We start from the raw sequence: 14,297 nt of genomic DNA on the forward strand, positions 1-14,297 counted from the left end.
CGAGAACGGCGTCCTCGGACAACCCGCACACCGCTCCGGGATCGTTCGGTCGTGAGCTTTCGACGCAAAGACGCCCATGAACGGATCACTCCTCGCAAGGGGGTGCGGGGTCGACCAGGAAACGCCCGATTGCGGGTAGGGCAACTGTTCGCATCGGTGCGCACACACACTGTCCCTGCGAATGCACCAGACGTCAAACGAAACTTGGGTGTCGTTGCACCCCTGTTGTAACCATCACGTTTGCGGCCGGCACCGGTCGAGTGGGTGGCGCGTCGCCACTTTGAGCGGCCCCAACACCCCGTCGGGCGCGGGCAATGCCCGTCTCGCAGTGCGAACGACCCGGCTCACCAGGGTGGTTCGAGGGACGCGGCGACGTGGTGCGCGGATTCGGCCCCGATCCGCCGGCGGGCGGCGCGTCCCCCTCGCCGCTCCCGGGCCGACCGGCCCGGGAGCGGTTGCCCGCCGTCCCGGAAGTCGCCGGGCAAGGGGAAGCGTGGCCGGTCCCGAGCGACGGTGTCCACGCGGGCACTGTGCCAGTTTGTGACAGCCGGCGAGTCCGGCTGTTCGGTACGGCGTCCGCCGCTCGACTCTGGTCTGGACCAATCTCCCGCACTCCGTCCCCAGGAGCCGTTCGATGCGCCAACTCCCGCACGCCGTCCTCGAATCCGCGAAACCGCACGTCCTGGGCCTGTACCGGATCGTCATCGGGCTGCTCTTCACCTGCCACGGCACCGCCTCGCTGTTCGGCTTCCCGGACGGTGGACGCGGCACACTGTCCGCCGGCGAATGGCCCGGCTGGTATGCGGCCGTCATCCAACTCGTGGGCGGTGGCCTGGTGTTGCTCGGCCTGGGCACCCGACCCGCCGCGTTCCTGTCGTCCGGTTCGATGGCCTACGCCTACTTCACGGAACACCAGAAGCTGCACGTGTGGCCGATCCAGAACGGCGGCGAACTCTCCGTACTGTTCTGCTGGTCCCTGCTGTTGATCGTGGTGTTCGGCTCGGGCAGCTTCGCGTTGGAGCGCGTGCCGGCCCGGGTCCGGGCGGGCCGATCCACCACCTCGGCGCGACCGACCGATTCCGCGCCGGCGGTGGTCAGGTGATCGGGCCCGCCGGACCGCGGTGAACATCCGGCCGACGTTCGCGGACCGGTGCGCGGATCAGCCCAGACTGTCGCGGCGAATGCGGGTCGCCAGCCACAGATCGAAGCGATCGTCGCCGTCCTGCGGACGCCGGCCGGTCAACCGCATCGCCTTGTCGACGCGGTTGCGCACGGTATGCCGATGTACGTCCAGCCGGCGGCTCGTCTCGTCCCAGGAGCCGCCGGTCTCCAACCACGTGGTCAGCGTCACGGCCAACTCGCCGGCCGGATCGGCGGCGTCGATCGGACCCAGTACCGCGTCCGCGAAGCCGGTCAGGGTGGCCGCGTCGGCCAGGCCGAGCAACAGCCGGCTGGTACTGCCCGGCCGCGCCTCCACCGGCCGGCCGGCCGCCCGGCTGAGCGCGACCAGGCTGCGCGCCTGGCGGACCGAGGACCCGGCCGCGTCCGGCGCGGCGGCCGGCCCGATCCCCGCCGGCCGACCGGGCGCGAACCGGCCCAGGATGGCCCGGACGTCCAGATCCGCGCCGAAGACCGCCTCCACCGCGCCGCCCGCCACTCGGACCAGGCCGCCGGGCAGCGCGAGTGCCAGATCGGCGGCCAGCTCGACCGCGTCGGCGGCCCCCTTGTCACCGGCGTTGGCGCCGGCGCCGGTCGCCGAGTCCGCGTCGATCCCCACCGCCACGCCGCGCACCTCGGTCGCGGCCAGCCCGGCGGCGGCCAGCACATCGCGCGCCTGTTCGGGTGTGGTGCCGGGGGCGAGCAGCCGGCCGAGCAGCGCGGCCCGCCGGCGGCGGACCGGCTCGTCGGCCAGATGCCGCCGTTCCAGTTCGAGGGACAGCAGCGACACCAGGCCGGACACCAGGAGCCGGGCCGCCGACTCGACCGGGCCCGCCAGTACCAGCAGCCCGCGCAGCCGCCGGGCGCCGAGCGGCTGTACCTCCAGGCGCACCCCCTCGGCGTCGCTGCTGCTCCCGCTGCCGTGCAGGCCCCGCGCGGCCACCCGGCGGATCAGATCGGTACTCGCCGTGAGCAACGCGACCGCGTCCGGCGAACCGTCGGCGCCCGGCGCCTCGGGCGGACCGGCCAGGCTGTCCGCGACCAGCCGGCCCACCGGATCGGCCACGATCGCGTCCACCCCGGTGGCCGCCCGCCAGGCGCGCAGCGTGGCCAGTACGCCGTTTCCGGAGGCCGCCGCGCCGGTCAACCGGCGCTGCGCCTCGAAGGCGTGCTCCAGGGCGAGGCGCTGCTGGGCCGCGCGGGCCTCGAAGACCGCCTTGGTGACCGCGATGAACGGCACCTCGTCGGGGACGGTGAGCAGCGGCAGGCCGGCCGCCCGGCTGGCCCGGATCAGCGGTTCCGGCGCCCGCTGGTGCGGCAGCTCCCGGCCGAGGCCCAGGACCAGGGCACACGCGCCCGCGCTCGCCACGTCGCGGACGTACGCCGCGCAGTCGTGGTCGGTCATCGGGAGCAGCAGCCCGATGGTCATCAGCAGCTCGCCGCCCTGGAGCCACTGGCCCGGGGTGAGCAGCTCGGACACGTGCGCGGCCTCGACCCGGCGATCCAGATGCTCGGCGCCGGAGGCGACGGCCAGCCGCAGATCCGCCCGGGCGACCAGGTCGGAGATGCGCAGAATGCCGGAAAGATCGGGTATGGCGGGCTCGGAAGGGACCGTCGAGGCCGGAAGGTGCAATGAGGGCATGGACATAGTGTCCACCCGTTCCAATCAGATTCGACACAATATCGATCGTTTACGGTTGTTTACCGGGCGTACCTTCAAGCGTCATCCCACCGACCGTCGACCCCGACGCGTCGACCACGCAGGACGCAGGACCGCAGGAGAGCCCATGGACGCCACCAGGCCATCGAGCGCCGCCCCGGCCGCCGCTCGCGCCGCCGCAGCTCCCCCGGCAGCCGTTCCGAACGCCGCTGCCGCTGCCGCTGCCGCTGCCGCTGCCGCCGCCGGCGCTGCCGCGGCCGTCCCCGGCAACGACGCCGCGCCCGGCCCGCACGCCGGCGGGGTGGCCATCGAGACCCGCTCGATCGACTACGTCCCGGCCCGCGAGCGGCACGGCAAGGTCTGGCACCAGGGTCCGTTCTGGTTCACCGGCAACTTCGTGCTCACCACGATGGTCACCGGCTTCATCGGCCCGGCGCTCGGCCTCGGTCTGGGCTGGTCGGTGCTCGCCGTGGTGCTCGGCGCCTGCTTCGGCACCTTCTTCATGGCCTTCCACGCCAACCAGGGCCCGCGGATGGGCCTGCCGCAGATGATCCAGTCGCGCGCCCAGTTCGGCATCCGCGGCGCGATCGTGCCGTTCGTCGCGGTCGTGTTCGTCTACGTCGGCTTCAACGTCTTCAACGTGGTGCTGGCCACCCAGGGTCTGCAGACGGTCCTGCCCGGCGGCAAGACGCTGTGGTACGCGGCACTGATCGCCATCGCGATCGTGCTCGCCGTGGTCGGTCACGATCTGCTGCACCTGGTCCAGCGCTGGCTGACCTACGTGCTGATCGCGGTCTTCGGCGTGCTGAGCATCGGCGCGATGGTCAACCTCGACGTGCACACCCCCTCCGGCGGCGGGGGGATGTCCTGGACCGCATTCCTCGTGGTCTTCTCCGGCGCGGCCGGCTACCAGATCAGCTATGCCGTCTACGTCTCCGACTACTCCCGCTACCTGCCCGCCGACGTGCCCGCGCGCAAGGTGATCTGGTGGACGTACGCGGGCGCCGCCGGGTCGGCGGCCTGGCTGATGTCGCTCGGCGCACTGCTCGCCTCCGCGCTGCCGGACCCGGACGCGATCGGCGCGGTCCGCCAGGTGGGCAACGACATCATCCCCGGCTTCGGCACCTTCACCGTGCTGGTCTCCTCGCTCGCGCTGATCAGCATCATGGCAGTGAACGCGTACGGCGCGATGCTCACCACGACCAGCGCGCTGGACGCGTTCCGCCCGGTGCGGCCGACGGTGTCGGTCCGGGTGATCGGGATCGTGGCGATCGAGGCGATCGTCTTCGTGGTGGCGATCGTGCTGCCCGAGGACTACCTGGGCAGCTTCAACGACTTCATTTTGATGATGCTCTACGGCCTGATCCCCTGGACCGCGGTCAACCTGGTCGACTTCTATCTCGTCCGTCGGGGCCACTACGCGGTGACCGCGATCTTCGATCCGCGTGGCATCTACGGCCGTTGGTCCTGGCGCGGGCTGACCGCCTACGTGGTCGGCTTCGCGGCGATGATCCCGTTCTTCAAGACCTCGTTCTTCACCGGACCGGTGGCGAAGGCGCTGGACGGCGCGGACCTGTCGTTCGTGGTCGGACTGCTGGTCGGCGGCGCGCTGTACGCCTGGCTGTGCCGCGACCTGGACCTGACCGCCGAGCGGGCCGCCGAGGCTGCCGGCGAGGCCGAACTCGAGGGCGCCGGCGCGGCGTCGGGGGTGTGACGTGACCGAGACCGTGGTGGCCTGCGCACAGCTGGTGCTGTCCGTCGGCGACGTCGAGGGCAATCGGCGCGCCGCGCTGGCCGCGATCGAGCGGGCCGCGGCGGCCGGTGCCGAGGTGGTCGTGCTGCCCGAACTGGTCAACAGCGGCTACGTGTTGCGCGACACGGCCGAGGCGGCGGCGCTGGCCGAACCGGTCGACGGCCCGACCGTGACCGGTTGGCTCGACGCGGCTCGACGGCACGGGCTGATCGTGGTCGGCGGGTTCGCCGAGCGGGACGCCGACGGCGCGATCCGCAACTCGGCGGTGCTGGTCGACCCGAGCGGCGTGCGGGCGCTCTACCGCAAGGCGCACCTGTGGGGTCGCGAGGCCGAACTCTTCGTTCCCGGAAGCGAGTTGCCGCCGGTGGTGGATACTGCGGTGGGCCGGATCGGGGTGCTGGTCTGCTACGACGTGGAGTTCCCCGAATGGGTGCGGACCGCGACGCTGCGGGGCGCGGAGCTGCTGTGCGCACCGGTCAACTGGCCGTTCGCGCCGCGCCCGGCCGGCGAGCGGCCGGCGGAGGACACCCGGGTGCAGGCGAACGCGGCGGTCAACCGGGTCTTCGTCGCCGCGTGCGACCGGGCCGGGCCCGAGCGCGGCACGTCGTGGGTCGGTGGCTCGATCATCGTCGACCCGGACGGCTTCCCGTTGGCCGGACCGCCCGCCGAGGACGCCGAACACCTCCTGATCGCCCGCTGCCGGCTCGCCGACGCCCGGGACAAGCGGATCGGCACGCACAACGACGTGTTCGCCGACCGCAGACCGGAGTTGTACGGCCCGATCCTCGACTCATCCGTCACCTCGAACGCTCCCGACGCCTCCAACGCCTCCAACGCCTCCGACGACCGCACCACCGGAAGGACCGAACGATGACCGGCGCTCCCCAGGGCCCCATCGACGCCACGCGCGTACCCCGCTTCGCCGGCCCCGCCACCTTCGCCCGGCTGCCGCGCGCCGACGAGGTCGAGCACGTGGACGTCGCGGTCGTGGGCGTGCCGTTCGACAGCGGCGTCAGCTACCGGCCCGGCGCCCGATTCGGCCCGGCCCATGTGCGCGCGTCCTCCAAGCTGCTGCGGCCCTACAACCCGGCCCTGGACGTCTCGCCGTTCGCCGAGCAACAGGTCGCCGACGCGGGCGACATCGCGGTCAACCCGTTCGACATCGGCGCCGCGATCGCCGATCTGGAGGCCGCCGCCCGGGAGTTCGCCGCGCGCGGCACCCGGCTGCTGACCATCGGCGGGGACCACACCATCGCACTGCCCCTGCTGCGCGCGGTGGCCGCGGCGCACGGCCCGGTCGCGGTCGTGCACTTCGACGCGCACCTGGACACGTGGGACACCTACTTCGGCGAGCCGTACACGCACGGCACGCCGTTCCGCCGCGCGTCCGAGGAGGGTCTGCTCGACCCGACGCGCTGCCTGCACGTGGGCATCCGGGGGCCGCTGTACGGGCCCGACGACCTGCGCGAGGACGGCGTACTGGGCTTCCAGGTCGTGCATAGCGACGACTACCAGGACGCCACCGTCGCATCCGTGGTCGAGCGTATGCGGCGCCGGCTCGGCAGCGGGCCGGTGTATGTCTCGGTGGACATCGACGTGCTGGACCCGGCCCACGCACCCGGCACCGGCACGCCCGAGGCGGGTGGCCTGACCAGCCGCGAACTGCTCAACACACTGCGCGGGTTGGTCGGGCTGAACGTGATCGGCGCGGACATCGTCGAGGTGGCCCCGGCCTACGACCACGCCGAACTCACCGGCATCGCCGCGGCGCACGTCGGCTACGAACTCCTGTCCGTCCTGGCCCGCAACCGTCGCGACGGCCTCCAGGACTGACGGGTCGGGGGCGCAGCCACCCGTCTCGGCCGGCCGCACGGGGGACGGCCGGCCGAGACGGGTGATCGTGCGTGCTCACAGTGCCGGCAGTGGGTCCGCGTCGGTCGGGTGGTACCTCGGGTGCGGAAATCGGCGCGATGTGTGACGGGTCGATGCTCGGTGGGGTAACAGTCCCGGCACGGAGTGTGGATTCCGCTCGACGTGCGCGCCTCGGCGGCTAACCTCCTGCGCGGGGGGCTACTGGGTGTGACGCTACGTCAGCACCGGTCAGGGGGCAGTGTGTCCGATGAATGGCAGATTCCGTCGAGCATCGAGCCGGAGGACGAGGCGCGGACCTCGCCGAGCCGATTGCCGACCGGGATCGATGCGGGGGTGCCCAGCGTCGCGCGCGTGTATGACGCGATTCTGGGCGGCAAGGACCACTTCGCGGTGGATCGGGCGATCGCGGACAAGGCGATGGCCGCGATGCCCAACGCCCGTACCGGGGCCCGGCTCAACCGGGCGATCCTGGAACGCGGCGTGCGCTACATGGCGCAGCAGGGCATCGATCAGTTCCTGGATCTGGGTTCCGGTCTGCCGACCGTGCGCAACACGCACGAGGTGGCCCGGCAGGAGAACCCGAAGGCTCGGGTCGTCTACGTCGACAACGATCCGATCGTCCTCGCGTACGGCCGGGCGATGTTGGCCGACAACGACCGTACCCGGGTGGTGACCGCCGATGTGCGGGACACCGCGGATGTGCTCGCCCGGCCGGAGATCGTCGAACTCCTGGACCTGGACCGGCCGGTGGGTCTGCTCCTGGTCGCGGTCCTGCACCATCTCGCGGACGAGGACGACCCGGCGGGCGTGGTTCGGGCCTATCGTGAGGCCCTCGCCCCCGGAAGCTTCGTGTTGATCACCCACTTCTCCGACTCCACCCCCGAAGGGCGCGAGCTGGAACGGGTGTTGTTGTCCACCCTGGGCAGTGGCCGGTTCCGCAGTCGGGAGACCATCGAGGGCTTCTTCGCGGGTGCCGAACTCGTCGAGCCCGGTGTGGTGTTGCTGCCGCATTGGCGCCCGGACGAGCCGATCCCGGATCGGGCCGAGTTGGCCGGTCTGACCATGCTCGGCGGTCTGGGCCGAATACCGGACGCCTGATCGCCGGCCGCCGCCGCGAGTCCGGCCCGAGCACGGCCGTACCGCCGCCCGGGGGACGACCGGACGGCGGTACGGGACACGGCGCGGGACTCGGTGCCGGACTCGGGGTGGGAGCCGGCTACTTGAGGCCGTTGTCGAGTGCGGTGATCAGGCCCCCGTTCGGGGTGTCGCCGGACATTTCCCAGATCATCGCGCCGAGCAGGTTCTTGGCTTTGAGATAGGCCGTCTTCTTGCCGATCGACCACGCGTCGTCGAACGTCCACCACTGGCCGCCGGCGCCGGTGTAGCCGTAGGTCGAGATGGACTGTTCGTCGTGATAGACGGTCAGATTCGGCACGCTGCTCAGGAGATTCTGATAGCCGCGGGTGCCCGCCTCCTCGGCGAACTGGCCGGGTGCGGCGCCGTTCGCGGACTGCCATTCGCCGTGTGCGCCGCCGTCGGCGACGTTCTGCCAGCCGCGCCCGTAGAACGGGAACCCGATGGTCAGCTTGCGTGGGTTGACGCCGGCGTTGGTGTAGATCTTGACCGCGTCGTCGATGCTGAAGTGGGTCGGGTAGGGGTCCTGGGCGTCGGTGTAGAGGTTGGCCTGGTGGCCGGTGCGGTTGGGCTCCCACGAGTTGTCGCTGCCCGCGCCGTGGAAGTCGTAGCCCTGGATGTTGGCCACGTCCAGGGAGTCGAAGATCTTCGAGGTGTCCCAGCCCGCGTTCACCTTGACCGGGTCGGCCGGGGTGAAGGCGGTGAGCAGCTTGCGCTCGCCGCCGGTGGCGTCGAGCTGCTTGCGGAACTCGGCGAGCAGCAGGGTCAGGTTCTGCTTGTCGGCGGCGTTGTAGTGGTTGCCGGCGTGGCCGTCGGCCGAGCCGGGCCACTCCCAGTCCACGTCGATCCCGTCGAAGATGCCGGCCCCGGTGCCCGGGCCGCCGGCGCCGTTGTAGGCGGGCAGGTCGCCCTTGATCCAGGTGTCCACGCAGGACTTGACCAGCTTCTGCCGGGAGGCGTCGGTGGCCGCCGCGTCCGAGAAGAACTTCGAGTAGGTCCAGCCGCCGAGCGAGACGACCACCTTCAAGTGCGGGTATTTCGCCTTGAGTTGCTTGAGCTGGTTGAAGTTGCCGCGGAGCTTGGCCCAACCGTCGTCGGCCACCCCGTTGACCGATTGTTCGGCCGACATCGGCCGGGCGTAGTCGGCGTCCGCGTCGCCCGCGCCGGTGCCCTGGTCGGGGTCCTGCGGGTTGGCGGTGGTGCCCTTGGTGACCCCGGCCAGACAGGTCAGGTTGACCGGATCGATGTTCTCGAAGGCGTAGTTGATCACGTCCAGCTTGGCCGCCGAACCGGAGGTGTCCAGGTTCTTCACGAAGTATTGCCGGCCGTAGATGCCCCACTGGACGAAGTAGCCGACCCGCAGGTTCTTCCCGGTGCCGGCGATGTCGTCCGTGGTCACGTCGAGCGCGTTGGAGGCGGGTGAGGCGTTGTCCGCCGCGTCGCGGGCCTTGACGGTGAAGGTGTACGTGGTGACCGGGGACAGTGCGTCGATGGTCGCCGCGGTGGTGCCGGCCGCGACCGTCTTGGCGAGCGTGCCGTTGCGGTAGACGTCGTAGGCCGCGACGCCGACGTTGTCGGTCGACGCGGTCCAGGCCAGGGACACCGTCGAGGACGTCTTGCCGGTGCTGCGCAGGTTGCCCGGCGCGGTGGGCGGAATGGGATCGCTCGCCGGATCCACGGTGGTCACCGTGGTCGGCGGACCCAGCGGGCCGAGGTTGCCCCGGGTGTCCTTGGCCCGGACCGCGTAGGTGTACGCGGTGGCCGGGGTGAGCCCGGTCAGGGTGGCCGAGTTGGTCGCCGTGGTGGCCACCGGGTTGCCGGCGGAGACCACCTCGTAGCCGGCCACCGGATAGTCGCCGCCGGCCGCGACGGGCCAGTCGAGCGAGATCGAGTGCGCGGTGACGGTGCCGGCGTGCGGCGCGCCGGGCGCGGTGGGCGGCGCGTCGGGCGTACCGTCGCACTTGTCGCCGTCGACCGTGCAGTGGGTGGGCGGGGAGGCGGGGCCGTTGCCGATGAACCAGTAGCTGAACGGGTCGGTGCTGCCGCCCGCGGCGATGGTGCCGTTGTAGTAGGCGTTCTTCACCGAGACATGGCTGCCGGTGACCGTGGCGTCGCCGTAGTAGTTGCCGGTCACGGTGACGCCGGCGGGCAGGTCGAACTCGAGTTGCCAGCCGGTGACGGCGGCGGTGCCGCCGTTGTGGACGACGTAACTGCCCTTCCACCACGAGCCGTTGTCCTGGATGGAGAACGTCGCGGTGAGTTTGCCGGCGGCCTGCGCGGTGCCGGCGGACAGGCCGGTGAGCACGGCGAGGGGCAGGACCAGGACGGTGAGCAGGGCGACCACCCGGCTGCGGAGTCTGCTGCGGAATCGGTCGCGGAACGGGAATCCGCGGCGCTGGTGTGGGGACATGGCTCTCTCCCTGTGTGCGTGGAACAGGGCGGTGCGGAACCGTGCACGCGCGCGCCTCACCGGGGTGGTCACGATCGACGGGTTGGGGACCTCGACCGCGACCGAGAAGCAGTCGCATCGCGAATTGGTCTGGACCAAAACGACTATTGGACGGTAATTGGTCTGGACCAAAAGGTCAACAGTGGATGTTCGCGGCGGTGTTGCCCGGACCGGCGGCCACAGTTGCGGGCTGTTTCCTCGAATGGGCAACAGGGCAACACTTTCGCCCTCCCAACGGTCCGTCGAGGGTGGTCGGCATGCGTTCGTACGGTGCGGTGCGGGCCGGATCGACGCGGGAAACGGGCGGCCGGACACCCGGCACCCGGCGGGTGCGTACGTCGGCGAATGGAGAACGGCGATGTCGAGCCAGTCGTGGGAGCCGAAGGGTCGGCCGGGCGGTCGGTCGGACGATCCGGCCTCGATCGAACGGCTCGGCCCGGACCGTGGCCGGTGCTCCCCGGCGCCGATCGGCACATCCGGCGAACCCGTGGGCGGGTCCGGGAGTGGGACCCGAGCCGGGGCGACCGAGACCTTCGGGTCCGCGGCCGACCCGACCCAAGCCCTCGCGCCCGCCGCGCCCGATGCCACCCGCGCTCCGGCCGAGGTGATGGACCGGTTCGTCGGGGTGCCGGCGGTGTCCGCGTCGGCCCCCGAGGCCGACAACCCTCCGGAGTCCCCGGTCACCCCGGCGAGCCTCACCCGGTCGGCGAGTTCCTTGCCGACGGCGCGGGTTCGTCGAGCCGCCGGCCGAACGCGTTTTCTTCAACCGGATCGCGACGAGCGGAGAGCGGCAGTGACGAGCGAGAACACGCGGTGGACGGTCGTGGTCAACGACGAGGACCAGTACTCGATCCAGGCGGCCGGCCGCGCGGTGCCCGCCGGTTGGCGGATCGTGCGCGTCGACGGGGTCGCGGTCGAGGGGTCGCGGGAGCAATGCCTCGCGCATATCGAACGGGTGTGGATCGACCTGCGGCCCAGGAGTTTACGCGAGCGCCTGGCTCGGCGTGCCGACGCCGAGCGGCGCCGCGCCGATTCCGCCCCCGCGGCCGGCTGAGCGGAAGGCGACGAAGGCGATGCGTGAGCTGACGCCCCGGGAGCGCGCTTCGGGCGCGCCGGGGTCCACGATCCGATGGTGGCGATCCGATGTCGACTGAGACGAGGCGGCCCGCCGCCGACGCGGACGCGATCCGGGTGGCACCCGGCGAGTTGACCCTGTTCGTGGACTCGATCTGTCGCCGTCTGGGCGCCCCCGGACAGGTGGCCGCGGAGGTCGCCGAGCATCTGATCGAGGCGAACCTGGCCGGGCACGACGCGCACGGCGTGGCGCGATTGGCCCACTACGTCGCCGAGTCCGAGCGCGGCGAGCTGGTCCCGGCCGCCCGACCACAGGTGTTGCGGCGCGGCGGGGCGAGCGTGCTCCTGGACGCGCGTCGCGGCTTCGGGCCCTACGCGGCCCGCACGGCCAGCGAGTTGGTGGCGTCGGCGGCGATCCGGCACGGCGTGGGCGTGGCGACGATTCGGCACTGCGGCGGGCTGGGCCGACTCGGGCACTATTGCGAACTCCTCGCGCACGCCGGTCTGGTCGGACTGCTCACGGTGGGCGCGGCGGGTCGACACGCGGCGGCGGCGAGCGCGGTCGAGTCGGCCCGGGGCGGGCGCGGGACGCGGGTGGGTCGGTTCCCGGCGGCCGACGCGTGGGCGTTGGGCGTGCCCGGCACCGCGCATCCGGTGCTCGTGGACATGTCGACGGCGTCGCTCGCCGAGCCCGGGAGCCGGGCCGCGTCGCCCGAGGACGGGCCCGGGTGGTCCGGCGACGGCGCGGAATTCCCGGCGCTGCAGCGGGGATTCGGGTTGGCGGTCGGCGCCGCGCTGCTCGGCGGTCTGGCCGCGATCGGCGACGGTGCGCGCGAGGTCGGCGGGGTCTGTCTGATCGCGATCGACCCGGACGCGTTCGGGGGCCTGGAGCCCTATCGGGCGATGGTCGCGGAGACGATCCTGCTGCTCGCGGGCGCCGACCCGGACGGGGCCGGCGGCCCGCTCCCCGGCGCCGCGGAGCACCGCAGTCGGCAGGCGCGCGCGGCGGGCATCCCGCTGCCGCGCTCGGTCGTCGCCGACCTGATCGCGGTCGGCGCCCGATTCGACGTGCCCACCCGGCTGCCGCGCCCGTGGGACGCCGCTACGGAAGGCAGTCCGCAGTCGGTGGCCGCGCGCGGTGCGGAGGAAGCGTCGAGCCGGCCCTGACCCGGGCCCGAGCCGGCCCGACACACCGGAGGGAGTACGCGGATGCCCGGGTGGCGGCGCCGGCGTCGGTCGGCCGTGCTCCGACCGAGAGCCGAACGTACGGATCGCCCGCCTCGCCACCCGCGCGGCGCGGTCCGCGCCGACCCGGGCACCGCGTACCCGAACACCGGTCACCCGAAACGTCGTTCGCACCCGTCCGGGCCGGAACCGGACCCGCCCCGGCCTCCGGGCCGGGGACGCCCCACCGCATCGGCTCGCGACGCGGGGAAGCGGATCGGAAACGGAGTAGAGATGAAGCCCCTGCCGCTGCTCTGCCTGCCCTTCGCCGGGGTCGGTGCCTCGGTCTTCCGCGCCTGGTGGGGACGCGAGGGACACGGCCTGGTGATCCTGCCGATGCAACTGCCCGGCCGCGAGGAGCTGATCGACGACAAACCGCTGCGCAGCGTCGAGGAGGCCATCGACGATCTCATCCCACGAGTGCTCGACGCCCTGCGCGGACGCACCGAGGTCGCCGTATTCGGCCACGGAGTGGGGGCGTTCCTCGGCTACGAACTGGCCCACCGGCTGGTCGATGTCGCCGGGGTCTCCGTCGCGGTCCTGGTGGCCGGCGGCGCGCCCGGTCCTCGGCAGCGCCGCCGACCGCGGGTCGGCGACCTGTCGGACGGCGAACTCGCCGCCGGAGTACGGGAGGTGGCCGGTCACCGGCCGGCGGCCCTGGACGATCCGCAGCTTCGGGAGGCGACGCTCGCAACCCTGCGGGCGGATCTGGAGATGTACGAACGGTATCGGCCGCCCGTCGCCCGGCGATTGCCCGTGCCGATCCTGACCGTTCGCGGTTCCGCCGACGAACTGGTCTCGGCCCGGGAGACGGAGCAGTGGCAACCGGCCACCACCATGCCGTTGTTGAGTGCCGAACTCCCGGGCGGGCACCTGTACCCCGACCGGCACGCCGACGAACTGCTGCGGCTGATCGCGGCAACCGTGGGCCAACCGGTGGGCCGGTGGCCGGCCGGACCGGGATTCGGTGGGTGACCCGGACCGAACTCGGGGCCGGCGGGCGCCGAGGAGACGACAAGGAGATCGCCATGCGACTCGCGGACAAGATCGCCGTGGTCATCGGGGCCGGCCGGGGTCTGGGGCGGGCCTGCGCGCTGCGCTACGCGCAGGAGGGCGCGGATCTGCTGCTGCTGGACGTCGCCTCGAAGGTCCCGGGCGCCCCCTATCCGCTCGCGTCCCCGACCCGGTTGGCGGAAACCGCCCGCCAGTGCGCCGAGTTCGGCAACGAGGTGGTCACCTCGGCGGTCGACATGGCCGACGCGTCGGCGATCGACCGGGCCATCGGGCTGGCCCTGGACCGGTTCGGCGGTGTGGACGTGGTGCTCGACAACGCCGGGGTCGTCACCCCCGCCGGCCGGCCGGTGCACGAGATCCGGGACGAGGAGTGGCAGGACCTGGTCGAGGTCGACCTGGGCGGCGCCCGGCGGTTGATCCGGGCGGTGGCGCCGGTGATGGTCAAGCGGCGCGGCGGCAGCATCGTGATCGTCTCGTGCACCGCCGGCCTGGTCGGCTACCGCAACTTCGATGCGTATGTGGCGGCCAAACACGGCCTGATCGGCCTGACCCGCGCGGCCGCCCTCGACTACGCCCCCTACGGCGTCCGGGTCAACGCACTGTGCCCCGGCACGCTGCACGACGACCCGGGAACCGGCGAATCGCCCTACACGTCCGTGGCCGGGCGCTACGACGAGCCCGAGACCACGTCCCTCCCCGCGCGTCGGACGAACGTGCCGACCGAGCCCGACGTGGCCGGGGCGGCGCTGTGGTTGGCCGGTGACGACGCCCGGCAGATCACCGGCAGCCTGCTCGCGGTGGACGGCGGGTACCGAGTCCGATGACCCCACGCCGGCCCGCGAGTTCGGCCCCGCGGCGGCCGGGCGCAGCGCCCCGGGCGACCACCGGCGCGGTCGGCCCGGTGGTGGCGCGGCGGTCGACGACCGGGCCGCGTCGGGTCGCCGCCGACTCGGGCTCCC

Annotated in this window: 12 protein-coding genes; 9 read left to right on the forward strand and 3 right to left on the reverse strand. The window is 72.4% G+C overall.

Annotated elements, in window-relative coordinates:
- Nucleotides 1–344: 344 nt before the first annotated feature.
- Complete coding sequence (locus ABIA38_RS09505) at nucleotides 345–521, reverse strand: hypothetical protein (protein WP_424638051.1); 177 nt, start codon at nucleotides 519–521, stop codon at nucleotides 345–347.
- Between the two features lie 113 nt (nucleotides 522–634).
- Between ABIA38_RS09505 and ABIA38_RS09510 the strand changes: the two genes are divergently transcribed.
- Nucleotides 635–1,102, forward strand: a complete 468-nt coding sequence (locus ABIA38_RS09510) for a DoxX family protein (protein ID WP_424638053.1) — start codon at nucleotides 635–637, stop codon at nucleotides 1,100–1,102.
- Between the two features lie 57 nt (nucleotides 1,103–1,159).
- Here the strand turns inward: ABIA38_RS09510 and ABIA38_RS09515 are convergent, their stop codons facing one another.
- On the reverse strand, nucleotides 1,160–2,800 hold the full coding sequence (locus ABIA38_RS09515; RefSeq protein ID WP_424638054.1) for a PucR family transcriptional regulator: 1,641 nt from the start codon (nucleotides 2,798–2,800) through the stop codon (nucleotides 1,160–1,162).
- A 145-nt stretch (nucleotides 2,801–2,945) separates the two neighbouring features.
- Between ABIA38_RS09515 and ABIA38_RS09520 the strand changes: the two genes are divergently transcribed.
- The 4 genes from ABIA38_RS09520 (at nucleotide 2,946) to ABIA38_RS09535 (ending at nucleotide 7,541) form a co-directional block, all read left to right on the forward strand.
- Nucleotides 2,946–4,532 carry a purine-cytosine permease family protein gene (locus ABIA38_RS09520; RefSeq protein ID WP_424638055.1) on the forward strand — a complete coding sequence of 529 codons (1,587 nt, stop codon included), beginning with the start codon at nucleotides 2,946–2,948 and terminating at the stop codon, nucleotides 4,530–4,532.
- A 1-nt stretch (nucleotide 4,533) separates the two neighbouring features.
- Nucleotides 4,534–5,445 carry a nitrilase-related carbon-nitrogen hydrolase gene (locus ABIA38_RS09525; protein ID WP_424638056.1) on the forward strand — a complete coding sequence of 304 codons (912 nt, stop codon included), beginning with the start codon at nucleotides 4,534–4,536 and terminating at the stop codon, nucleotides 5,443–5,445.
- Nucleotides 5,442–6,404 (forward strand): agmatinase, encoded by a 963-nt coding sequence (speB, locus tag ABIA38_RS09530; protein WP_424638057.1) that lies wholly within the window; start codon nucleotides 5,442–5,444, stop codon nucleotides 6,402–6,404. Before ABIA38_RS09525 ends, speB begins: the two co-directional genes overlap by 4 nt.
- Nucleotides 6,405–6,683: 279 nt before the next feature.
- Nucleotides 6,684–7,541 (forward strand): SAM-dependent methyltransferase, encoded by an 858-nt coding sequence (locus ABIA38_RS09535; protein WP_424638058.1) that lies wholly within the window; start codon nucleotides 6,684–6,686, stop codon nucleotides 7,539–7,541.
- 118 nt (nucleotides 7,542–7,659) lie between these two features.
- Here ABIA38_RS09535 and ABIA38_RS09540 read toward each other — a convergent pair whose 3' ends face one another.
- Nucleotides 7,660–9,987 carry a glycosyl hydrolase family 18 protein gene (locus ABIA38_RS09540; RefSeq protein WP_424638059.1) on the reverse strand — a complete coding sequence of 776 codons (2,328 nt, stop codon included), beginning with the start codon at nucleotides 9,985–9,987 and terminating at the stop codon, nucleotides 7,660–7,662.
- A gap of 832 nt (nucleotides 9,988–10,819) precedes the next feature.
- Here ABIA38_RS09540 and ABIA38_RS09545 point away from each other — a divergent pair.
- The 4 genes from ABIA38_RS09545 to ABIA38_RS09560 all read left to right on the forward strand — a co-directional run bounded on the left by ABIA38_RS09545 (nucleotide 10,820) and on the right by ABIA38_RS09560 (nucleotide 14,162).
- On the forward strand, nucleotides 10,820–11,080 hold the full coding sequence (locus tag ABIA38_RS09545; RefSeq protein ID WP_424638060.1) for an MbtH family protein: 261 nt from the start codon (nucleotides 10,820–10,822) through the stop codon (nucleotides 11,078–11,080).
- Between the two features lie 89 nt (nucleotides 11,081–11,169).
- Nucleotides 11,170–12,267 carry an Ldh family oxidoreductase gene (locus ABIA38_RS09550; protein ID WP_424638061.1) on the forward strand — a complete coding sequence of 366 codons (1,098 nt, stop codon included), beginning with the start codon at nucleotides 11,170–11,172 and terminating at the stop codon, nucleotides 12,265–12,267.
- 291 nt (nucleotides 12,268–12,558) lie between these two features.
- Nucleotides 12,559–13,299: a thioesterase II family protein gene (locus ABIA38_RS09555; protein ID WP_424638062.1), complete on the forward strand. Its 741-nt coding sequence runs from the start codon at nucleotides 12,559–12,561 to the stop codon at nucleotides 13,297–13,299.
- 53 nt (nucleotides 13,300–13,352) lie between these two features.
- Nucleotides 13,353–14,162 (forward strand): SDR family oxidoreductase, encoded by an 810-nt coding sequence (locus tag ABIA38_RS09560; protein ID WP_424638175.1) that lies wholly within the window; start codon nucleotides 13,353–13,355, stop codon nucleotides 14,160–14,162.
- The last annotated feature ends 135 nt before the right edge of the window (nucleotides 14,163–14,297 follow it).

Origin of the sequence: Embleya sp. AB8, assembly GCF_049739465.1 — a bacterium.
Taxonomy (GTDB): domain Bacteria; phylum Actinomycetota; class Actinomycetes; order Streptomycetales; family Streptomycetaceae; genus Embleya.

Excerpts from the sequence above, each read along its gene's own strand:
- ABIA38_RS09560 (WP_424638175.1), top strand. The coding sequence starts at position 13,353 with ATGCGACTCGCGGACAAGATCGCCGTGGTCATCGGGGCCGGCCGGGGT.
- ABIA38_RS09520 (WP_424638055.1), top strand. The coding sequence starts at position 2,946 with ATGGACGCCACCAGGCCATCGAGCGCCGCCCCGGCCGCCGCTCGCGCC.
- ABIA38_RS09540 (WP_424638059.1), bottom strand. The coding sequence starts at position 9,987 with ATGTCCCCACACCAGCGCCGCGGATTCCCGTTCCGCGACCGATTCCGC.
- ABIA38_RS09515 (WP_424638054.1), bottom strand. The coding sequence starts at position 2,800 with ATGCCCTCATTGCACCTTCCGGCCTCGACGGTCCCTTCCGAGCCCGCC.
- speB (WP_424638057.1), top strand. The coding sequence starts at position 5,442 with ATGACCGGCGCTCCCCAGGGCCCCATCGACGCCACGCGCGTACCCCGC.
- ABIA38_RS09555 (WP_424638062.1), top strand. The coding sequence starts at position 12,559 with ATGAAGCCCCTGCCGCTGCTCTGCCTGCCCTTCGCCGGGGTCGGTGCC.
- ABIA38_RS09510 (WP_424638053.1), top strand. The coding sequence starts at position 635 with ATGCGCCAACTCCCGCACGCCGTCCTCGAATCCGCGAAACCGCACGTC.
- ABIA38_RS09550 (WP_424638061.1), top strand. The coding sequence starts at position 11,170 with ATGTCGACTGAGACGAGGCGGCCCGCCGCCGACGCGGACGCGATCCGG.